The organism is Streptomyces sp. NPDC002537, from assembly GCF_053594975.1.
Map to the genome: position 1 here is coordinate 1 of NZ_JBSFWT010000110.1, position 22,298 is coordinate 22,298.

At 71.8% G+C, this 22,298-nt stretch carries 13 protein-coding genes; 2 read left to right on the plus strand and 11 right to left on the minus strand.

The genetic code is table 11. From position 1 onward, the window contains the following. The 11 genes from ACWD4A_RS31760 to ACWD4A_RS31810 form a co-directional block, all read right to left on the minus strand. On the minus strand, positions 1-4,735 hold a 4,735-nt coding region (locus tag ACWD4A_RS31760; RefSeq protein WP_451199365.1), incomplete at its 3' end, for a type I polyketide synthase. A 168-nt stretch (positions 4,736-4,903) separates the two neighbouring features. Continuing rightward, a complete protein-coding gene (locus ACWD4A_RS31765; RefSeq protein ID WP_451199389.1) occupies positions 4,904-6,289 on the minus strand; it encodes a methylaspartate mutase in 1,386 nt (461 codons plus the stop codon). A gap of 68 nt (positions 6,290-6,357) precedes the next feature. Next, positions 6,358-6,867 carry a cobalamin B12-binding domain-containing protein gene (locus tag ACWD4A_RS31770; RefSeq protein WP_451199368.1) on the minus strand — a complete coding sequence of 170 codons (510 nt, stop codon included), beginning with the start codon at positions 6,865-6,867 and terminating at the stop codon, positions 6,358-6,360. Further along, complete coding sequence (locus tag ACWD4A_RS31775; RefSeq protein WP_451199370.1) at positions 6,864-8,156, minus strand: type III PLP-dependent enzyme; 1,293 nt, start codon at positions 8,154-8,156, stop codon at positions 6,864-6,866. Before ACWD4A_RS31775 ends, ACWD4A_RS31770 begins: the two co-directional genes overlap by 4 nt. Continuing rightward, positions 8,153-9,685, minus strand: a complete 1,533-nt coding sequence (locus ACWD4A_RS31780) for an AMP-binding protein (RefSeq protein ID WP_451199391.1) — start codon at positions 9,683-9,685, stop codon at positions 8,153-8,155. The genes ACWD4A_RS31775 and ACWD4A_RS31780 overlap by 4 nt, the downstream gene beginning before the upstream one ends. A gap of 85 nt (positions 9,686-9,770) precedes the next feature. Continuing rightward, positions 9,771-11,420 carry an AMP-binding protein gene (locus ACWD4A_RS31785; RefSeq protein ID WP_451199372.1) on the minus strand — a complete coding sequence of 550 codons (1,650 nt, stop codon included), beginning with the start codon at positions 11,418-11,420 and terminating at the stop codon, positions 9,771-9,773. 70 nt (positions 11,421-11,490) lie between these two features. After that, positions 11,491-11,742, minus strand: coding sequence for an acyl carrier protein (locus ACWD4A_RS31790; RefSeq protein ID WP_451199375.1), 252 nt, complete (start codon positions 11,740-11,742; stop codon positions 11,491-11,493). Positions 11,743-11,830: 88 nt separating this feature from the next. Beyond that, positions 11,831-12,778 (minus strand): ACP S-malonyltransferase, encoded by a 948-nt coding sequence (locus ACWD4A_RS31795; protein WP_451199377.1) that lies wholly within the window; start codon positions 12,776-12,778, stop codon positions 11,831-11,833. Between the two features lie 109 nt (positions 12,779-12,887). Next, positions 12,888-13,112, minus strand: coding sequence for a ferredoxin (locus ACWD4A_RS31800; protein WP_451199380.1), 225 nt, complete (start codon positions 13,110-13,112; stop codon positions 12,888-12,890). Continuing rightward, the gene (locus tag ACWD4A_RS31805; protein WP_451199381.1) at positions 13,109-14,314 is read right to left on the minus strand and encodes a cytochrome P450; all 1,206 of its coding nucleotides are present in this window, start codon (positions 14,312-14,314) and stop codon (positions 13,109-13,111) included. The genes ACWD4A_RS31800 and ACWD4A_RS31805 overlap by 4 nt, the downstream gene beginning before the upstream one ends. Next, positions 14,311-15,243, minus strand: a complete 933-nt coding sequence (locus tag ACWD4A_RS31810; RefSeq protein ID WP_451199383.1) for a proline iminopeptidase-family hydrolase — start codon at positions 15,241-15,243, stop codon at positions 14,311-14,313. The genes ACWD4A_RS31805 and ACWD4A_RS31810 overlap by 4 nt, the downstream gene beginning before the upstream one ends. Positions 15,244-15,639: 396 nt before the next feature. Between ACWD4A_RS31810 and ACWD4A_RS31815 the strand changes: the two genes are divergently transcribed. Further along, positions 15,640-21,228 carry an SDR family NAD(P)-dependent oxidoreductase gene (locus ACWD4A_RS31815; protein ID WP_451199385.1) on the plus strand — a complete coding sequence of 1,863 codons (5,589 nt, stop codon included), beginning with the start codon at positions 15,640-15,642 and terminating at the stop codon, positions 21,226-21,228. A gap of 80 nt (positions 21,229-21,308) precedes the next feature. Beyond that, the coding region (locus ACWD4A_RS31820; protein ID WP_451199387.1) for a beta-ketoacyl synthase N-terminal-like domain-containing protein at positions 21,309-22,298 on the plus strand (990 nt) is incomplete at its 3' end.

Genomic DNA, 22,298 nt, shown 5'->3' on the forward strand with positions numbered 1-22,298 from the left:
TGATGTTGTGGATGTGGTGGTGGGTGATGAGGTGTTCGGCGAGGAGGGTGGCGAGTCCGCCGGTGCCGCCGGTGATGAGGAGGGTGTCGTCGGGGCCCCAGCCCTCGAAACCGGTGAGTTGGGGGCTTGTGGTGGGTGTGGTGGTGGCTCGGGTGAGTCGGGGGGTGTAGATGTCGCCGTTGCGCAGGGCCAGTTCGGGCTCACCGCTCGACAGGACGGCGGCCAGGCGGGGGAGTGGAATCTGCGTGCCGTCCCAGTCCAGCAGGGTGAAGCGGTCCGGGTGCTCGGCCTGCGCGGACCGCACCAGGCCCCAGACCGCCGCACCCGCGAGGTCCGCCGGCCCGGCCTGCTCGTCACGAGGGCCGACCGCCCCGCGCGTCACCACGACCAACTGGGACGAGGCGAACCGCTCCTCGGCCAGCCACTCCTGAAGGGCCTGGAGGGCGAAGCCGGTGGCTTCGCGCAGCCGCTGTGGAATGTCGTCGCCGTCCCGGCCCTCGGGGCAGGTGAGTACGACCACGTCGGGCACGTCACCGGTCAGTTCCGTCGGCGTGGCGAACGCCGGGGCTCCGGTCCACTCCCACTGCGCGGCCTGCGGGCCGAGCGCCGCCCACGTACGGGTACCGGCCGTCTCCGGGTCCGTGCCGACGGCGGACCGAGCAGGTCCGGCAGGCAGTGCGGTCCACTCCACGAGGTAGAGGGAGGTGTCGGCGCCGTCGCGCGCGGCCGCCACCTGGTCGGCCGACACCGGGCGCATGGCCAGTTCCTCCACCACGGCGACCGGTCGGCCCGCCGGGTCGGCGAGTCGTAGCCGCACGCCGCCGTTGGCCGTGGCGGTGATGGCCACCCGGAGCGAGGTCGCTCCCGTCGCGTGCACCGTGACGCCGTTCCACGCGAAGGGGAGGAGTGTCTGCGGTGCCCCCTCCGGCTCGTCGTCCCGGGCGAGGTCGGTGGCGTGGAGAGCGGCGTCGAGGAGGGCGGGATGGAGGATGTGGGCCGCGGCGTCGTGGTGGATGTCCTGCGGTAGGGCGACTTCGGCGTAGGTGGTGTCGTGGTGCTGCCAGGCGGCCTGAAGCCCCCGGAACGCGGGACCGTAGTGATAGCCCTGGGCGGCGAGCTGTTCGTAGGTGTCGTGCAGGGGGATCGGCCGGGCGCCGGGGGGCGGCCAGGCGGCGAGATCCGTGTCCGTGCCGTGTGGGGTGGTGGGCTGGGACGTGAGGATCGCGGTGGCGTGGAGGATCCACGGCGTGGTGTCCGGGGCGCCATGGGGGCGGCTGTGGATGGTGAGCGCGCGGCTTCCCGTGGTGTCCGGGGTGTTCACCTCGACCCGGAGGTCGGTGTGGACGTCCGGGTGAAGGGCCAGCGGTGTTTGGAGGGTGAGTTCTTCGAGGTGGGGGGTGTTGGTGTGGTCGCCGGCGTGGAGGGCGAGTTCGAGGAGGGCGGTGCCGGGGAGGAGGGTGGTGCCCAGGATGGTGTGGTCGGCGAGCCAGGGGTGGGTGCGGGTGCTGATGCGTCCGGTGAGGACGGTGGTGTCGGTGCCGGGGACGGTGATGGCCGCGCCGAGGAGGGGGTGGTGTGCGGGTGTCTGGCCCAGGGTGGTGGCATCGCTGGCGCCGGGTCCTTCTTCGAGCCAGTAGCGGCGGCGCTGGAAGGGGTAGGTGGGGAGATCGACGGGCCGGGCGGAGCCGCCGGCGTGCAGGGCGGTCCAGTCGACGGCATGTCCATGGGCCCACAGGCGCGCCAACGCCGTGAGGGTTTCGGGCTGTTCGGGGTGGTTGCGGCGCAGGAGGGGGACGCACAGGGTGGTGGTGTCGTCGTCCAGCATTGTGGAGGTCATCGCGGTCAGGACGGCGTCCGGGCCGATCTCCAGGAACGTGGTGACACCGTCGTCGACCAAGGTGTGGACGGCGTCGGCGAAACGGACCGCCTGACGGACATGCTCCACCCAGTAGGCGGGCGAGGTGAGTTCACCCACACCGGCGGTACGTCCGGTGACGGTCGAGACCACCGGAATACCCGGCTCGGCGTAGTCGAGGATCTCGGCGAGCTGCCGGAAATCTTCGAGCATGGGGTCCATGAGAGGCGAGTGGAAGGCGTGGGAGACCTTCAGCGGGGAGGTCTTCCGACCCCGGCCCCGCAGCTCCTCCACGATCGCGTCGACAGTGTTCCGGGCCCCGGAGACCACAACCGCACGCGGACCATTGACAGCGGCGATGGCCGCATCGGCGGCACCATCAAGAAGAGCGAGGACCTCGTCCTCGGTCGCCTGGACCGCTGCCATCACCCCACCCTCGGGGAGAGCCTGCATCAGACGGCCGCGCGCCGCGACCAGCGCACAGGCGTCCTCAAGCGAGAACACACCCGCCGCACACGCCGCCGCGATCTCACCCACCGAGTGACCGGCCACCACATCCGGACGCACACCCCACGACCCGGCCAGCCGGAACAGCGCCGTCTCGACTGCGAACAGAGCGGGCTGCGCGTACTCCGTACGCTCCAGCAGCCCCGCCTCGGCCGAACCTTCCTCCGCGAACAGCACCTCCAGCAAAGGCCGTTCGAGTTGCAGGTCGAGGTACCCGCACACCTCCTCCAGGGCCTGGGCGAACACCGGAAAGACGTCGTACAGTTCGCGGCCCATGCCGACGCGCTGCGCGCCCTGCCCGGTGAACAGGAATGCCAGGCGGCCCCCGGCCGCCATGTCCCGCACGACACCTGCCGTGTCGTCGCCGTCGACGGACAGGGCCCGCAGAGCGGCGATCAGTTCGTCGGTCCCGTTCCCCGCGACCACGGCGCGATGTTCCAGCTCCGCGCGGGTCGTGGCCAGTGCGAGCCCCACGTCCGCCGGGTCCGGAGCGTCGTCGCGTGTCAACAGGTCGAGCACTCCGGCCGCCTGTGCGCTCAGCGCCTCCGGGGAACGGGCGCTGAGGACCAGCGGCAGGCCCGGTCCCGTGGCGGTGGGACCTGCCACGGCTTCCGCCTCGTCCTCGGCGGGTCCGGCCGCGGGCGCCTCCTCGATGATCACATGCGCGTTCGTGCCGCTGATCCCGAACGCGGAGATGCCGGCGCGCCGCGGCCGACCGTCCGGGGCCTCCCACGGCATCGCCTCGGTGAGCAGTTCCACGTCGCCGGCCGACCAGTCGACGTGCGAGGACGGCGCGTCCACGTGCAGGGTCCGGGGCAGTACGCCGTGCCGCATGGCCAGCACCATCTTGATCACGCTGGCGGCGCCGCCGGCGGCCTGGGTGTGCCCGAGGTTGGACTTCGCCGAGCCCAGCCACAGCGGGCGGCCGGCCGGCCGCTCCTGCCCGTAGGTCGCCAGGATCGCCTGCGCCTCGATGGGGTCGCCGAGCTTCGTGCCCGTGCCGTGCGCGTCGACGGCGTCCACGTCGGCCGGCCGCAGTCCCGCGTTGGCCAGGGCCTGGAGAATCAGACGCTGCTGCGAAGGGCCGTTGGGGGCGGTGAGGCCGTTGCTCGCACCGTCCTGGTTCACCGCGCTGCCGCTCACCACCGCCAGCACCCGGTGGCCGTTGCGCCGGGCGTCCGACAGCCGCTCCACCACGAACACGCCGACACCCTCGGAGAATCCGGTGCCGTCCGCGGCCTCGGCGAACGCCTTGCACCGGCCGTCGGCCGCCAGACCGCGCTGCCGGCTGAACGCGGTGAACATGCCGGGGCTGCCCATCACGGCGACACCGCCGACCAGGGCCAGTGAGCACTCGCCGTTGCGCAGCGACTGGGCCGCCAGGTGCAGGGAGACCAGCGAGCCGGAGCACGCCGTGTCCACCGTCACCGCCGGGCCCTCCAGACCCAGGGTGTAGGAGACACGGCCGGAGGCGACGCTCGGTGCGTTGCCGGTCATCAGATAGCCGTCGAGGCCCAGCGGTGCCTGGTGGACACGGGTGCCGTACTCGTGCACCTCGGCACCGAAGAAGACGCCGGTCCGACTGCCCCGGAGCGAGGCCGGGTCGATACCGGCCCGCTCCAGCGCCTCCCAGGAGGTCTCCAGGATCAGCCGCTGCTGCGGGTCCATCGCCAGCGCCTCACGCGGGCTGATCTTGAAGAAGTCCGCATCGAAATCGGCGGCCTTCTCCAGGAAGCCGCCCTGGTCGACGTACGACTTGCCGGGCTGGTCGGGGTCCGGGTCGAACATTCCGGGGACGTCCCAGCCGCGGTCGGTGGGGAAGTCCGAGAGCACCTCGCGGCCTTCGGCCATCAACGCCCAGAACTCCTCGGGGGAGTCGACACCGCCGGGGTAGTGGCAGCCGATACCGATGATGGCGACCGGATCGTCGTCGTCCCCCGATGTCTCCCGGACGGCCACGGCGATCGGCTCGGGTGCCAGACCGAGGGCCCGGATGCGTACGAAGCGGCTCAGCTCCACCGGTGTGGGGTGGTCGTAGACCGCCGTGACGGGCAGTTCCAGGCCGGTGGCAGCGGTCAGCCGGGTGTGCAGGTCCACGGCGGACAGCGAGTCGAAACCCAGCTCCAGGAAGGGCCGGGCGGTGTCCACCGCGTCCTTCGTGTCCGGGCGGGCGCGGCGCAGCGCGGCCACGGTCTGCTCGTGCACGATCTCCAGCACGGCGCGTTCCTGCTCGGCCGCGGTCAGTCCGGTGAGCCGCTCCACCAGGAGGGACCGCCGCGCCTGCGGCCCGGTCTCCGGCGTGCCCCCGGGCTCGCCCGCTGTCCCGGCCGATACGGCACCGGACGGGGAAGGAACGTTCTCGGACTCTGTCATTCGGTGCACTCCAAAAAGATTCCGCGGGCGAAGAACCAGGCAAGCGGGGTGTTCGGACATCCGGCAGGCCGACGAACGGCGGTGTCCGGCGGTGTGGTGCCGGTCAGTCGGCGGCGCGTGGCCGCAAGCTCGGCGGTGGGTGGCCGGTCGGGCGGCCGGGGTGATCGGTCATGGCGACGGCCTGCCTCCCTCGGACGGGCCGACGGGTTTCGCGGGGGCGGGCCGGGGTTCGGTCCACAGGGACGGCTCGTCGTGGCTGCGCTGCACATACGACAGGGCTTCGAGCAGGTCCGACGAGGTGACGGGGCGGGACCGGCGGTTGCCCACCAGGCCCGCGATGGGCAGCGAGCCCGTGTCGGCCCAGCGCAGCCAGCCGTCGTTGTCGATATAGCTGCGGCTGCGGCCGGCGTTGTCCGGGTGCACGCAGTACGGGATGTCCAGATAGCCGCGCTTGAAGGCGAGCAGCAGCGCGCGCCCCGGGTCCGGATGGCTGTTCAGCACCGCGTCCACGAGCGTGCGCGCCTCGGCGTACGTCTGGGAGTCCCGGGCCGCCGGGTCGTCCGCCGAGGGCCCCGGCGCCGCCTGTGCCACCCGGGCGGCGTGCTCCAGCGCGGCGACGTTCTCCGCGACGGTGGGGATGCGCCGCGACTCGGCGACGGTCTTGACGATCAGCCGTTCCGAGCCGGTGGCGACCGCGAGTTCGGCGGCCTCCCCGAGCAGCCGGTAGCAGCCCTCGGGAGTGAACGGATACACGCCCATGTAGGCGTAGATCACGACGTGCCACTCGGCCTCCGGAAGCAGCTCCGCGCACAGCCTGCGCAGCGCTGCCACCGCCTCGCGGTCCTGCTCGCCGTTGGTCTGCTGGGCGTAGCTGACGGACAGGTCGCGGATGCCGAGCCGGTGGAAGAACACCGCCTCCAGAACGCTCACCGCGACCAGAATGCCCGGCGGGCACAGCTGCCCCAGCATGCAGCCGCCGAAGGTCTCCATGTGGGGGCTGGCGCCCAACTCCCGTAGCTGCGCGAACAGTGCGCTGCCGCGCTCCCAGTTGCGTATCGACTCGTCGAGCGGGGTGCGGCCGTACGGCAGGCAGTAGGACACCGGCCCGCCCTCGGTGGCGCTGAGCCCGGCCCGCATCAGCGCGACGAAGATGTCGAACGGAGCCGCGGAACCGTGCCGGACCTGCACCGGGAAGTCGTCGCCGTGCAGTTCGCGCAGGACCGCGCGGGTGGTCTCGACGTCATGGCTGACGATGGGGAAGCCGTTGAGGCCGCTCCCGTCGCGCAGGGCGGTCTCGATCGCGGCGAGGTCCCCGACCCGGGTGTAGCTGTCCAGGGTGAGGGTGCCGACGGTGGTGGCGTCGGCATGCCGGGTGGCGTGCAGTCCCGCACGCATGGCGGCGGGATCGCCGAACCCCATCCGGGGCTGCACCACCAGCCGCCCGGCCCGGTGCGAGCGGCGTACGAACGCGCCGAAGTCGCCGACCGGGGCGCCCGGTCCGGTGGTCGTCCGCGCGGGCCCGGCGCCCGGTGCGGGGGCGGCGACGGCACCCAGCGGGTCACCGGCCCGGCGGGTGTCCCGCCGGATCCGGCCGTCGTCCGGCGCCGGGGCGGGGCGGTCGGTCACGACAGCGCCCGTTGCGGTATGCCGCCGATGAAGCGCCGGAAGGCGGCGATCTCCTGCACACCGTCCTCGAAGACGCTGTCGAAGCCCGCCTCGACCAGCTCCGCCACGTGGCCGGTGCCCTCGCCGCCGGTGATCCCGAGCTTCCCCCCGATGACCGCGGGCAGCTCCGCCAACGCCGGCTCGGCGCGCAGCTTCCTGATGACCCGGACGCCGTCCTGGCGCCCGTGCCCGTTGACGCTGCTCACCACGAGCAGGGCCGGCGCGCGCTCCAGGCACTCCCGTACGAGCAGTTCGTCCGGGACGCACGGGCCCAGGTTCACCACGTCGTAGCCGTGCTCCTCGATCAGCAATTGGAGGAACACCAGGTTCCAGGTGTGCGAGTCGGATGCCAGACCGCTGACCAGAACCGTCTGCCGGTGCCCGGCCGGGGCGTGGTCGGCGGACGGGACGGGAACAGCCGCCGACGGTGCCACCGGTCCGGCCTGTTCGCGTGAGGGCGGGGTCATGCCCGCCCTCCGGCGACCGGTACCGCCCCGTCCCGGCCCGCCGTCGGCGCCAGCGGGGCACGGCGGTGCTCCAGCCGGGACGCGGACACGACCTCGCCGCCGCGCAGCAGCACCTCGGCGGGCGCGGGCCGGCCCAGGAACATCAGCAGGCTCGCGGTCGGGCCGTACGCACCGGCGTTGGGGACGGTGACGAGGTCGCCGACCTCCAGCCGGGGCAGCTCGACCCGGCGGCCGAGGACGTCGCCCGGCGTGCACAGCGGGCCGACCAGGCTGGCGCTCAGCCCCGTGCCGTCCTCGATCGCCGCGGCCTGCTCCGCGTCTTCCGGCTGGACGGCCACCGGCAGCAGCCGGCCCAGACCCGACATCCCGCCGAACGTGTTGATACCGGCGTCCAGGATGACGAACGTACGGCCGCGGCTCTCCTTGATGTTGACCACCCGGGTCAGCAGGAAACCGCTGTCGCCCACCAGATAGCGGCCGGACTCGCAGGCGAAGTGCGGGGTGCCCCGGCGCCAGTCGGGGAACAGCTCGTCCAGGGTGTCCTCCAGCCGCTCGCGCAGCTTCCCGTACACCGGGCGCTCCCCGGGCACCGCGTAGGGGGCGGCGAAACCGCCGCCGATGTCCAGGAACCGCAGGGGCAGCCCGTGCTCGCGCTCCAGCCCGGCGGCGACCGACAGCGTGTGCCGGAACTCCCCGACCAGACTGTCCTCGTCCCTGGCGTTGCTCAGCGGGAAGAAGTGCGCCCCCACGACGTCGGTGCCGGGTACGGCGCGCAGCCGGGGCAGCACCTCGCCCAGCGTCTCGGCGTCGATGCCGAACTGCGAGGGCGTGCCGGTCATCCGGATGCTGGTGGTGGCGCTGGCCGAGGCACTGTTGACACGCAGCAGACAGTCGGCCACCACGCCCTGCGCCTCGGCCGCGGCCCCCACGTGCTCCAGGTCGGTGAGGGACTCCACGGAGAACAGCCGGACCCCGGCGGCGAGGGCCGCGGCCAGTTCGCCGTCGGTCTTGCCCGGACCGGTGTACAGACACTGCGCCGGGTCGAACCCGGCCTCCAGCGCGGCGGCCAGCTCGCCCGTCGAGCTGATCTCGGCCCGGCAGACCCGTCCGTCGCCGGTTCCCAGCGCCCGGAGCACCTCGGGGTGCGGGTTGGCCTTGACCGCGCTGAACAGACTGAACCGCTCCGGCAGCGCGTCGAACAGATCCTGCCGCGCGGCGGTGACCCGGTCCAGGTCGTACACGTACAGCGGGGTGCCGTACCGCTCGGCCAGCTCGGTGTACCGGCTCACTGGTCACTCCCGTCGAGCAGCTCCGCGAGCCGCCTCTTCTCGTTCTTGCCGTGCAGGGTGAGGGGGAAGTCGCCGAGCACCCGGCAGACCGCGGGCACCTTCTGGTGCTCCAGCCGGCCCGCCAGCTCGCGCAGGATCGCGTGCGGGGCGAGATCGGACTCCACGAACAGCGCCAGGTCGTGCCGGTCCGACGGGGGCAGCACCGCCGCCGCGCGCACGCCCGGGATGTCCATGGCGGCGGCCTCGATCTCCAGGGTGCTCATCCGGATGCCCTTGCGCTTGAACAGGTCGTCCTGGCGCCCCTGGAAGTACAGATACCCGTCCTCGTCCAGCGAGCCGTAGTCCCCGGTGTGCAGCCGGAGTTCACCAGTGGGAGCGTGCCGGCGGAAGGCACGCGCGCTCACCTCCGGATTGCGCCAGTAGCCGGGCATCACATGCGGGCCCACGGCGACGATCTCGCCGATCTCCCCGACGGGTACGGGCCCGCCGTCCTCGTCCAGCACCAGGACCCGGGTGCCGGGCAGCGGCAGCCCCACCGAGTCGGGCCGCTCGCGGTCCTGCTCCGGCGGCATGATGGAGACGCGCTTGCACTCGGTCTGGCCGAACTGGCGCACCACACGGACACCGGGAAAGGCGTCGCGCAGGGTATCGATCACCGGCTGCGGCAGCGCCGCACCGGTGTTGGTGAACATCCGCACCCGCGGCGCGGGGTTCTCCGTCCGGCGCGCCAGCGTGGCGATCATGGCGGCCAGCGACGGCACGATCGGCACCACGGTCGCCCCGCTCTCCCGGACGGCGGTCAGCAGCCGCAGGTCCGACTCACCGTCGGCCAGCACGATCGAGCTGCGTCCGGCGGCACACATCAGAACCTTGTACAGGCCGTAGTCCCAGGACATCGGGAAGCGGCAGAACACCACGTCGTCGGGGCGGTAGTCGAGCACCTGCACCATGGAACGGGTGGCGAAGACCATCTGCGCGTGCGGGCAGACCACCGCCTTCGGGGCGGCGGTGCTGCCCGAGGTGTAGACGAGGGCGGCGGGCCGGTCCGGTGCGACATCGACGGCCGTCTCCGGGCGCGGCCCCCGGTCGGCGATCTTCTCGATCTCGCTCCACACGCCGCCGAACTCGTGGACGGGGGCCCCGGTGACCGCGCCGAACGTCGCGCCCTGCCCCTCGGCGCAGACGACCAGGGCGGGCTCGGCGTTCTCCAGGACCGAGCGCAGGTGGTACGCCTTCATGTCGGGGTTGAGCGGCACGAAGACGACGCCGCGCCGGGACGCGCCGTAGAACAGGGCGACCAGTTCCCGGTTGGTGGGCAGCTGGGCGACCAGGCGGTCGCCCGGTCCGGCGCCCTGGGCCTCCAGCCAGTCGGTGAAGGCACGGCTGTACGCGTCGAGACGGGCATAGCTCCACTGCCCCTCGGCGTCACCGACCGCCGCGGCCGAGGGCGTGGCCGACACGGCCTCGTCCAGCAGGGTGTGAACCAGGCTGTCGTGACGGTGGCCACGCAGGGGAACCCCGTGCGCCACGCCGTAAGTGCCGTCCGAGCCGTAAGTGCCGTCCGAGCCGAAAGTGCCGTCCGAGCCGGAAGTGCTGTCCAACGCTCTTCTCCTGTCAGGTTGTCGACGTGCTGGTGCCGCCGGTGCCGGGCCTACTGGTGGTGCCGGTGGTGCGGCGCAGCCGTTCCTCGGCGCGGGCCCGCAGCACACCGCGGTCGGTCTTCCGGTTGGAGTTGAGCGGGAACTCGTCCAGCCGCCAGAAGTGCCGGGGTGTCATGCCCTGGGGCAGCACCGTCCGCAGCTGCCGGGCGAACACCGAAAGGGGCACGGCGGAACCGGTGTAGAAGACCGCCAGTTCGGTGCCCGACGCGGTGGCCACATCGACCGTGACGGCCTCGGTGACCCCTTCGCAGCCGCGCAGCGCGTGGTCGATCTCGGGCAGCTCCACCCGCCAGCCGGCGATCTGCACCTGCGAGTCCAGCCGTCCCAGATAGGCGAGTTCACCGTCCTCGCCGATCCGCCGCACCCGGTCACCGGTGCGGTACCAGACGCGCCCCTCGTGATCGAGGAAGCGGCCCGCGTCATCAGCCGGGTCCAGGTAACCGGCCGTCAGCTGAGGCCCGGTCACGCACAGCTCGCCCTCGCGCGCCGAAGGCCGTCCGTCCTCGCCGAGCAGCAGGTGGTCATGGCCGTCGTTCACCCGGCCGATCGGCACCACACCGTTCACCGCGATCCCGGCCGAACGCTCCGGCTGCCAGCGGTGCGCCGCGATCGTGATCGTCAGCTCGGTCGGCCCGTAGAGGTTCTCCAGCGTCGAGTTCGGCGCCGCCGTCTGCCAGTCGGCGGCGTCCCGGCAGGTCAACGCCTCGCCGGCGAAGAAACTCCAGCGCAGGCCGGGCAGCGCGCCGGGAGCCAGCCCACCGAGCCGGCGCACCAGCGGGATCGCGCTGGGCGTGGAGAACCACACCGTCATCCGGTTCTCGGCGAGGAACGCGGGAAGCTCGCGGTACGCGCCCGGCGGCGCCCACAGCGTGGTCGCCCCGGAGCCCCAGGCACAGAACAGGTCGAACATCGCACAGTCGAAGTTGAGATCGAAGGTCTGCGAGAAGACGTCCTGCGGCGAGAAGTCGTAGCGCTCGTCCTGGAGCCGGAAGTAGTGCGCGGCACTGCCGTGGCTGATCGGCACACCCTTGGGACGGCCCGTCGACCCGGACGTGAACAGCACGTACGCCGCGTCGGCCGACCGCACCGGGAGCGGAGCATCCAACGCACCGGCCGCCTGCGGGACGATCCGGTCGACACCCGGGAGCACGCCCGCCGGGCAGCCGGGCGCGAGGACGGGCAACGCCGCGTCCGGACCGCCCGGATCGAAGGGCCGCTCGCCGTCCGCGCCCGGAGCCAGCAGCTCCGGCAGCTGCGCCCAGCCGGCCTCGTCGGCGATCACGGCGGACACCCCGGCCGCCCGCACCATCCGGCGGGTGCGCGCGACCGGGAAACCCGGCTGCAGCGGTACGACGGTGGCACCCGCGTACAGCGCGGCGAGGATGCCGACGTACGCGCGGATGCCCTTGGCCGCCAGCACCGCCACGGTGCCCGGCGGTTTGCGCACCGCGCGCCGCAGCGCGCCCGCCCAGACGAGAGCCTGCGCGTGCGCCTGCTCGTAGCTGATCGAGTCGGCGCCGACCCGCACCGCGTCGTTGCGCGCCGCCAGGTCGACTCCGCGCAGAAAACGCCCGTGCAGCGCCGTGTCCACGGTCGCGTCCACTGCTCCTCCTCCACTGCTCACTGGGGGGCTCACTGAGGGGGCCGGTCCCGGCAGGGCAGGCCCGCCGGGCTCAGCCGGCCTGGTTCTCGACCAGTCCGGAGAGGACCTTCCACAGCACACCGGGCGTCGCGAACGTCTCCGGGCTGAGCGCGTCGTCGTGGAACTGCACCGCGTACGTGTCCTCCAGCGCGGCGAGCAGCTCGACGATGCCGAGCGAGTCCAGGCCCAGGTCGCGCAGCGCGGTGTCCTGGGCGAGCGGCTCGTCGGAGCCGAGGAACGGCAGGAACCCGCGCAGCAGGTCCTCGAACTTCTGGTCCCACATGGTGATGGCCTTTCGGAGAGTCGGAGTACGGGAGTCGGAGTACGGAGAGCGGAAGGAACGAGATGCGGGAGGAACGGGGCGCGGGAGGTCAGACGCGTGCCGGCCGCGGTCGTGGCCGCAGCGCCAGCCTCGGCGTGGCCGGCACCACCTCGAAGTGGTTCGTCGTCCGTGACACCCGGCCGAAGAGACTGTCCTGGCCCGCCACGCAGACGGTGCCGACACCGGCCTCGCACAGCGCGTCGACGACCGCGGGCCACCGCAGCGGGCGCACACAGCTGTCCAGCATCATGGTGCGCACCCCTTCTCCCGTGGTGATCAGGGAACCGTCCTGGTCGGCGATGACCGGAACCGTCGGATCGGCGAAGTCCAGCGGGCCGAAGACCTCTTCCTCGGCCCGGTCGCGCAGCCCGCCGAACGCCGAGCAGTGCATCGGCGGCCGCATGGTGTACAGCGACATGCCGCCCATCGCACGCAGCCGGGACGGCAGCCACGCCAGGTTGTGTTCGCGCAGCGTGAGCATGTAGAAGTCGTCGTCGATATAGCAGGAGATCTCGTAGGTCTCCCCGCGCTCGTCCAGTTCCCCGAGCACCTCGCGCAGCTTGGCCTCGGGTATCCGGACGAACGAGTGGGTGACGAGATCCGTGAACTCCTTGCTGAAGTAGTCCTCCAGCAGGCGGGCGAACCCGGCGGTGGCGCGGACGGCGTCGGCGAAGTCCAGCGCGCCGCTGAAGGCGGCGGCCGGCTTCTCGCCGAAGCTCGGCCCGGTGCACAGCGCGGCCTCGACACCCAGCGTGTGCTGGGCCCACTGGGCCAGCGCCAGCGAGTTGACCATGAAGGCGATCTGGGCGTACTCGCTGTAGTCGCCCTCGGTCCGGCGGTAGCGGTCGACCAGGGAATACCCGAGCACCCGGTCGGCGGTGGCGACCAGCTTCCGTGCGAAGGGGTTGATGACCATGAACTTCCCGACGTCCGCGAAGGGGGTCGGCCCCATACCGGGGAAGATCATCGCAGTGCCGGTCCGGGAAGCGGTGGTCATGCGCACGGTCCTTCCGAGGCGAACAGACGTACAACAGGCGTACCGGGCGGCGGTACCGGCAGGCGAGGATCGTCCGCCGGTACCGCCGGGAACGGCGGAGGGGGGGCGGCTACTCCTCGGGCGCGAGCAGCGCGCCACTGCCGGAGTCGCGCACCGTGACCGCGGACACCGGGCAGGTCTCCGCGGCGTCCAGCAGCGCGTCGTCGGGGTCGGCCGTGGCCGCCCGCGCGTGGGACTTCCCGTCCCGCAGCTCGAAGTGGCCGGGCGCGTAGTTGGCACACACCGAGGCGCCGATGCAGACCGCCCGGTCGACGGTGACGGACCACCGGCTCACCACGTCACCCGCAGCTGCTTCGGGCCGCGCACCAGCATGCCCTGCTTCCAGATCACCCCGTCCTCGCCGTCGGCGAAATCCAGGGTCGGGAACCGCGTGACCAGAGTGGTCAGCACGGTCTGGAGCTCCATCCGGGCCAGTTGGGCGCCCAGACAGTGGTGTGGACCGTGACCGAAACCGATGTGCGGGTTGTGCTCGCGGGTGACGTCCAGCCGCTCGGGGTCCTCGAAGATCTCCGGATCGCGGTTGGCCGAGGCCACCGCGCCGAGCACCGGCTCGCCGGCCTTCACCGTGACCTCGCCGAACCGCACGTCCTCCAGGGCGTACCGGGCGAACATCGCGGAGTAGTTCAGCGGGATCCAGCGCACCAGCTCCTCGACCGCGCGCGGCACCAACTCGGGGTCGGCACAGAGAAGTTCCCACTGGTCGCGGTGGCTGAGCAGGGCGTAGAGGAAGTTGGGGATCTGCGAGGCGGTCGTCTCGGTGCCGGTGATGAGCAGGCCGCCGGTCACATGCATGACCAGCTCCTCCTCGCTCAGCCGGTCGCCGTCCTCGTCCCGCGTCTTCACCAGTGCCCCGAGCAGATCCTCGGTGGGGTTGCGACGGCGCTCCGCGACCAGCGTCCCGATGTACGCGAACAGCTCCTTGGCGTTGCGCTCCATCTCCTCCCAGGGCAGCGCGGTGGTGGAGACCATCGCCTCCGACCACCCGCGCAGCTTGGGACGGTCCGCCTCCGGCACCCCGAGCATCTCGGAGATCACCGTGACCGGCACCGGGATGGCGAAGTTCTCCACCATGTCGAACGGCCCACCCCGCTCGACCATGTTGTCGGCCAGGCCGTCCACGATCCGCTGGGTGTCCGCGCGCATCAGCTCCACCCGGCGCCCGGTGAACGCCTTGGCGACCAGCTTCCGCAGCCGCGCGTGATCCGGCGCGTCCATGCCGACGAGCCCGTCGTCCAGATGTTCGTCGGGGTGGGTGCGCGGCTGGTCACGGGTCTTGGCGACCGCCCGGCTGAACCGGGGGTCGGCCAGGACGGTACGGACGTCGTGGTAGCGGGTGGCCAGCCAGGCCGGCTCGCCGAGCGGGAACTGCACCCGGCTCAGCGGCTCCTCCGTGCGCAGCTTGGCGTACATCGGGTCGAGCTCGAGCCGGTCCGGTTCGCTGAACGGATAGGCGCGAACCTCATGAGCAGTGGTCACCCGCGCGCTCCTTCCTTGAGTTCCTTGGATTCATCGAGTTCCTTCAGGAATTCGACCAGGACGGAGGTGAAACGCTCGGGCTCCTCGAGGTGCGGCATATGGCTGGACTCCTCGAATATTTCCCAGCGGACCTTCGGTATGAGGTCGAAATAGGGCTGCACGGTGGCCGGGGTGGCCTCGTCGTAACGCCCACTGATCAACAGTGTGGGTACTTCGATGCGCGGAATCCGGTCCTCGACCGACCAGTCCCGCAGGGTCCCGATCACATGGAATTCGTTCGGCCCGTTCATGGTGTGATAGACGGTCGGATCGTCATTGATCTCCATGAAAGTGGCCAGATAGTCCCGGGGCCAGGGCACGATGCGGCACACATGCCTGTCGTAGAAGACCCGCATGGCGGCGAAGTACTCGGCGGTGTCCGTGCTCCCCGCCGCCTCGTGCCGCAGCAGGGTCTCCTGCACCTCGGACGGCAACTGCGCCCGGAGCACCCGCATCTCCCGCAGCCACAGGGGCATCGACGCCGGGGAGTTGGCGACGACCAGCCCGCGCAGCCCGGCGGGCCGGTCGGCGGCGTGGTCCGCGGCCAGCATTCCGCCCCAGGACTGGCCGAACAGAAGGTAGTTGTCGGCCACCCCGAGGTGCCGCAACAGGTTGTCGAGCTCGTCCCGGAAGAGCCGCACGGTCCAGAAGTCCGCCCCGCGGTCCGGCAGCCGGGTCGAGCCGCCGTTCCCGAGCTGGTCGTAGTGCACCACCGGCCAGCCGGCCTCCGCCAGGGACGCCAGGCTCAGCAGGTAATCGTGGGTGCTTCCCGGGCCGCCGTGCAGGACGACGACGGGCGGACGCCCACAGCCGAGGTCCCCGGTGACGCGGTACCAGGTCTCGTGGCCACCGAAAGGGGCGGTTCCTTTGACAATCTGTGTCGCGGGCATTTCCCTACCAATGTTTCGCAGCCTCCAACGTGGAGAACGCTATAGCAGCGAGGTGGCCGGGCAGACCCCTACCAACCCCTACGATCCCTTAGCCCAAATTCCGTGCACCGCCCCGTGGTTACCCGGTCCCGCCGCGCGGCCCGAGCCCCGTAGGCCGCCGGGAAAACCCTAGGGGTTCCTCTTCCGGGACCCCGGTAGGGGTACCTAGGGGGAGCTAAGGGTGGCTGCTCGGGGGAGCCGACCGTAGCGTTCAGATGGACCATCCGCGGAAGCACGCGCAGTCGGCGGATGCTCGTCAAGTCTCGGCCGGAGCACGGAACATGGGAAGTCCGACTCGGCGGGTGGCGACCAATCAGACCGGGTTCCGGGCGCATTCCGGGTTCAGGGGGTTCTTGGGTGGAAGACGAGAAGAAACTTCTCGATTACCTCAAGCGGGCGACGGCCGACCTTCGGGAGTCACGCCGTCGGCTGCGCGAAGCCGAGCGCAGGGAGCACGAGCCCGTCGCCATCATCGGGATGAGCTGCCGCTACCCGGGCGGCGTCACCTCACCCGAGGAACTCTGGCAACTCCTGGACGCCGGCCGTGACGGCATCTCCGGATTCCCCACCGGACGCGGCTGGGACATCGAGGCACTCTACGACCCGGACCCCGAACGGCCCGGCACGACATACGCCCGCGAAGGCGGATTCCTGCACGACGCCGCCGACTTCGACGCCGAGTTCTTCGGCATCGGACCGCGCGAGGCCCTCGCGATGGACCCGCAACAGCGGCTGCTCCTCGAAGCCTCCTGGGAAGCCGTCGAACGAGCCGGCCTCGACCCGCACACCCTCCGCGGCAGCCGCACCGGCGTCTTCGCCGGCGTGATGTACCACGACTACGCGTCACGCCTCTCCCACGTCCCGGACGAAGTCGACGGGTATGTCGGCAACGGCAATTCGGGCAGCGTCGTGTCGGGACGGGTCGCCTACACCCTCGGCCTGGAGGGCCCGGCGGTGACGGTGGACACCGCGTGCTCGTCGTCGCTGGTCGCCCTGCACTGGGCCGTGCAGGCGCTGCGCAGCGGCGAGTGCTCGCTGGCCCTGGCCGGTGGCGTGACGGTGATGTCGGCGCCCGACACCTTCACCGAGTTCAGCCGGCAGCGCGGCCTGGCGGCCGACGGCCGCTGCAAGGCGTTCGCCGAAGCCGCGGACGGCACCGGCTGGGGCGAGGGCGTGGGCGTACTGGTGGTGGAGCGGCTGTCGGACGCGCAGCGCAACGGCCACCGGGTACTGGCGGTGGTGAGCGGCAGCGCGGTGAACCAGGACGGCGCCAGCAGCAGCCTGACGGCCCCGAACGGCCCCTCGCAGCAGAGGGTGATCCTCCAGGCCCTGGCCGGCGCGGGGCTGCGGCCGGCCGACGTGGACGCCGTCGAGGCGCACGGTACGGGCACGACGCTGGGTGATCCGATCGAGGCGCAGGCGTTGCTGGCGACGTACGGGAAGGACCGTCCGTCCGGGAAGCCGTTGTGGCTGGGTTCGGTGAAGTCGAACCTGGGTCATACGCAGGCTGCGGCTGGTGTGGCCGGGATCATCAAGATGGTCATGGCGATGCGCAATGGCGTGTTGCCGAGGACGTTGCATGTGGATGCGCCGTCGTCGAAGGTGGACTGGTCGGCGGGTGAGGTCCGGTTGTTGACGGAGGCGGTGTCCTGGGAGAGCGATCGGCCGCGTCGTGCGGGGGTGTCGTCCTTCGGGATCAGTGGCACCAACGCGCATGTGATCCTCGAAGAGGCCCCGGCGCTGGAGGAAGTCCCGGAGCATCGCGATACCACCGGGCCGATCCCACCATGGGTCCTCAGCGCCCGTTCCGCCGACGCGCTGCGGGCGCAGGCGGCGGGGCTGTTGAGCGTGGTGGAGGGTGAGGGCGTTCCCGGGGTGTGGGATGTCGCGCATGCGCTGGCGACGACGCGTGCGCAGTTGGAGCACCGCGCGGTGATCACCGGCTCCGACCGTACTGAACTGGTGGCCGGGCTGACTGCGTTGGCCGTCGGCGGGGCCGGTGCGGGTGTGGTGCGGGGCACGGTGGCCGGGGAACGTCTGGCGTTCCTGTTCACCGGGCAGGGTGCGCAGCGGGTCGGTATGGGCCGTGAACTGTACGAGGCTTTCCCGGTGTTTGCCCAGGCGCTGGATGAGGTGTGCGGGCACTTCGACGGGCTGCTGGAGGTGCTGTTCGCGGAGGAAGGGTCGGTGGAGGCGGGGTTGCTGGAGCGTACGGAGTATGCGCAGCCTGCTCTGTTCGCAGTCGAGACCGCGTTGTTCCGGCTGGCCGGGTCGTGGGGTGTGCGTCCGGATGTGGTGGCCGGTCACTCGGTGGGTGAGATCGCGGCGGCGTGTGCGGCGGGTGTGTTCTCGCTTGAGGACGCTTGTGCGTTGGTCGCGGCGCGCGGTCGTCTGATGCAGGTTCTCCCCGAGGGTGGGGTGATGGCAGCGGTCCAGGCGACCGAGGACGAGGTCCTCGCTCTCCTCGACGGCGCCACCGACGCGGCCATCGCCGCCGTCAACGGTCCGCGCGCGGTCGTGGTCTCCGGCGCCCGGAGCACCGTGGATGCGATCGTGGAGGAGCTGCGGGGCCAGGGTCGCAAGACCTCCTTGCTGAAGGTCTCCCACGCCTTCCACTCCCCGCTCATGGCCCCCATGCTCGACGACTTCCGTGCTGTGGTCTCGGGCCTGACGTTCACCGAACCGCACATCCCCATCGTCTCGACCGTCACCGGACGTACCGCCGTTGCAGGCGAACTCACCTCACCCGCCTACTGGGTGGAGCATGTCCGTCAGGCGGTTCGCTTTGCCGACGCTGTGCAGACCCTGGCCGGTGACGGTGTCACCACGTTCCTGGAGGTCGGCCCGGACGCGGTCCTGACCGCGATGACCTCCACCGTGCTGGACGACGACACCACCGCCCTCTGTATCCCCCTCCTGCGCCGCAACCACCCCGAACAAACCGAAACCCTCACCGCACTCGCCCGCCTCTGGACCCACGGGCACACCGTCGACTGGACCACCCTCCACACCAACAACCCCGCCCGGCCCGTCGACCTCCCCACCTACCCCTTCCAGCGCCGCCGCTACTGGCTCGAAGAAGGACCCGGCAGCGGCGACGCCACCACCCTGGGCCAGACACCCGCACACCACCCCCTCCTCGGCGCGGCCATCACCGTCCCCGGCACCGACACCACCGTCCTCACCGGACGTATCAGCACCCGCACCCACCCCTGGCTCGCCGACCACACCATCCTGGGCACCACCCTCCTCCCCGGCACCGCCCTCCTCGAACTCGCCCTCCACGCCGGCGATCACACCAACACCCCCCACCTCGAAGAACTCACCCTCCAAACACCACTGGCCCTTCCCGCCGACCAGGCCGTCGATCTGCACGTCACGGTCGGCCCGGCCGACACGGCGGACTGCCGCGGCGTCACCGTCCATTCGCGTCCCGCCGGCACGGACGTTCCATGGACCCTCCATGCCACCGGCACCCTCGCCCCCCGGCTTACCGGCTCCGCGGACGACGGCCTCACCGACTGGCCGCCCGCCGGAGCCCAGTCCATCCCTCTGCATGACGCCTACGAACAACTCGCCGCCCAGGGCTATGACTACGGCCCCGTCTTCCAGGGGCTCCGAGCCGCCTGGCAGCACCACGACACCACCTACGCCGAAGTCGCCCTACCGCCGGAGTCCCAGCACGACGCCGTCGCGTACACCCTCCACCCCGCCCTCCTCGACGCCGCTCTCCACGCCAACCTCTTTCATGAGGCTGACGGACAGGACAGCGCCGAGGGACCGCGGCTGCCCTTCGCGTGGAGCGGCGTCACGGTGTACGCGACGGGTGCGGCCTCGCTGCGTGTGCGGGTGAGGTCCCACAGCCCGGACGAGGCGTCGGTGCTGGTCGCGGACTCGACCGGGGCGCCGGTGCTGGCGATACGTTCGCTGGCCGCGCGGGCCGTCGATGCCGAGCGGCTGGCGGTGGCCGGTTCCGACGACGCCGCTCTGCTGCGGCCGGGCTGGAGCGAGCGGGTGGAGCGGTTCCCGTTCGAGGATCCGCGGAATGCGTCCGAGGAGGCCGCCCGCTGGGCGGTCGTCGGGGCCGGGGCGGACCCTCGGCTCACCGGGGTCCTGGGTACCGATACACCGGTGTTCCCCGACCTCACGGCGCTCGCGGCGACGCCCGGCGCCGTGCCGGATGTGGTGGTCCTCTCCTGTCACGCCCCCGAGAGCGACGGCGCCGCCGATCTGCCGGCCCGGGTCCGTACCGTGCTCACCCATGTGCTGACGACCGTGCAGGACTGGCTGGCCGAACCGAGGTTCGCCGACTCCCGACTGCTGGTCCTCACCAGCGGCGCGGCCGGGCCCGACGCGGCTCCCGGTACCGCGACGGACATGGTGTGCGCCCCGCTGTGGGGCCTGGTGCGCGCAGCACAGGCCGAGCACCCCGGCAGGCTGCTGCTCGTCGACTGGGACGGCACTCCCGCCTCCGGGCGTCGGCTGCGTGCCGCGGTCGCAACCGAGGGCGACGAACTCGCCCTCCGCGATGGTGCGGTGTGGACGCCGTGGCTCGTCAGGGAGGCGCAGGACGCCGCCTCCGGAACCGTCGGTGCCGGGCCGTGGGACCCGGAGGGCACCGTGCTGATCACGGGTGGAACCGGTGGTCTCGGCGCTGCCGTCGCCCGGCACCTGGTGGCCCGGCACGGCGTCCGTCGGCTGTTGCTGGTCAGCCGGCGCGGTGAGCAGGCGCCGGGCGCTCGTGAGCTGCGGCGGGAACTGGCCGGGCTGGGAGCGGAAGCGCTGGTGGCGGCGTGCGACGTCGCGGACCGCGCCGCGCTGGAGAAGCTGCTCGCCGACATTCCGGCCGGTCACCCGCTCAACGCCGTGATCCACACGGCCGGACTGGCCGAGAACGGTCTGATCGAGACCCAGACGGCGCGGCACGTCGACACGGTGCTGCGGCCCAAGGCGGATGCCGCCTGGCACCTGCACGAACTGACGCAGCGTCAACCACTGGCCGCCTTCGTACTGTTCTCGTCGACCGCAGGCCTCGTCGTCGGCGCGGGACAGGCGAGTTACGCCGCCGCCAACGTGTTCCTCGACGTCCTCGCCCGTCACCGCAGGGAACAGGGGTTGCCCGCGCTCTCGCTCGCCTGGGGCCTGTGGGGGGAGCACGGCATGGGCGGACAGCTGGCCGAAGCCGATCTGGAGCGTCTGCGGCGGATGGGAATGCGTCCGCTGCCGACCGGCCGGGCGCTGGCCCTGCTGGACTCGGCCATGGCGGCGGACGCCCCGGTACTCGTACCGATCGGGCTGGAGACCGCGGCACTGAGCGCGCGGGGCGGAACGGTGCCCGCGCTGCTGCGTACGCTGGTACGCACCCCGCCGCGCCGCGCCGTGCCGTCGGCGACGGCGGACCCGTCGGCGGGCGCCGACGCGCTCGCGCGGCGGCTGGCAGGCCTGGCGGAATCCGACCGCGATCTCATCCTGCTCGACCTGGTCCGGAACAACACGGCCGCGGTGCTCGGCCACGGCAGCGGTGAACTCGTCGACCCCGGGCGCGCCTTCAAGGACGTCGGCTTCGACTCGATGGCGGCCGTGGACCTGCGCAACCTGCTGAACGCGGCCACCGGCCTGCGGCTGTCGGCCACCCTCGTCTTCGACTTCCCCACGCCGGCCTCCCTGGTCGCGCACCTGGCGACCGAACTGGCTTCGGACCAGCAGTCCGAGCAGTCGTTGATCGACCGGATCGACCGCCTGGAGTCGGCACTGCTGTCCTCGCCCACCGGCGACGACGCCCACGACCGGGAGCACGCCGAAGTCGCGGCACGGCTGGAGGCGCTGGTGCGCAGATGGCGGGACCGGCGCGGCACGGCGTCGCACACCGATGCCCATGCGGACTACGGGTCGGCCACCGACGACGAGCTGTTCGCCGTACTGGACGGAGAGACCGGACTGCTGTAACACGGCGGGCTCCACCCGGCACCACGGCGGAGCCGCGCCCTCGGACCGGCCCACGCGGACCTCATGGACCCCATGACCCCATGGACCCATGGACGACCACGGGGCACGCACCGCTGAGCAGCGCCCCCCCGATCACCGAAGACCGATTTCCACGACGCCCCGGAAACCACCGCCCGAGATTGGCTCACACTTCGATGGCGAACGACCAGAAACTGCGCGAGTACCTTCGGCGTGCGACGACCGACCTCCAAGAGACCCGACGCCGACTGCGCGAGGTCGAGGACGACCGGCACGAGCCGATCGCGATCGTGGGCATGGGCTGCCGCTACCCGGGCGGTGTCACCTCACCCGAGGACCTGTGGCGGGTCGTGGAGGAGGGCATCGACGTGGTCGGGCAGTTCCCCACCGACCGCGGCTGGGACCTGGACACGCTGTACGACCCGACCCCCGGCCGCTCCGGACACAGCTATGTGCGCGAGGGCGGATTCCTCTACGACGCCGCGGACTTCGACCCGGTGTTCTTCGGGCTCAGCCCCCGGGAGGCGCCGGAGACGGACCCCCAGCAGCGGTTGCTGCTGGAGACCACCTGGGAGGCGTTCGAGCGGGCGGGAATCGACCCCGCCACCCTCAAGGGCAGCCGGACCGGGGTGTTCGCCGGCCTGATGTACCACGACTACGCGGGCGGCAGCACGGCCGGCAGCCTGGTGTCCGGCCGGGTCGCCTACACCTTCGGCTTCGAGGGCCCGGCGGTCACGGTCGACACCGCCTGCTCGTCGTCACTGGTGGCGCTGCACCTGGCCGCCCAGTCGCTCCGCAACGGCGAGTGCTCGTTGGCACTGGCCGGCGGCGTGACCGTGATGGCGGGACCGGAGATGTTCATCGAGTTCAGCAGGCAGCGCGGGCTCGCCCCGGATGGCCGCTGCAAGTCCTTCGCGGGCGCGGCGGACGGCGCGGGCTGGTCCGAGGGTGTGGGGGTGCTGCTGGTGGAGCGGTTGTCGGATGCCCGGCGCAACGGGCATCCCGTCCTGGCGGTGGTGCGCGGCAGCGCGGTGAACCAGGACGGTGCCAGC

Excerpts from the sequence above, each read along its gene's own strand:
- ACWD4A_RS31770 (WP_451199368.1), bottom strand. The coding sequence starts at position 6,867 with ATGACCCCGCCCTCACGCGAACAGGCCGGACCGGTGGCACCGTCGGCG.
- ACWD4A_RS31810 (WP_451199383.1), bottom strand. The coding sequence starts at position 15,243 with ATGCCCGCGACACAGATTGTCAAAGGAACCGCCCCTTTCGGTGGCCAC.
- ACWD4A_RS31795 (WP_451199377.1), bottom strand. The coding sequence starts at position 12,778 with ATGACCACCGCTTCCCGGACCGGCACTGCGATGATCTTCCCCGGTATG.
- ACWD4A_RS31790 (WP_451199375.1), bottom strand. The coding sequence starts at position 11,742 with ATGTGGGACCAGAAGTTCGAGGACCTGCTGCGCGGGTTCCTGCCGTTC.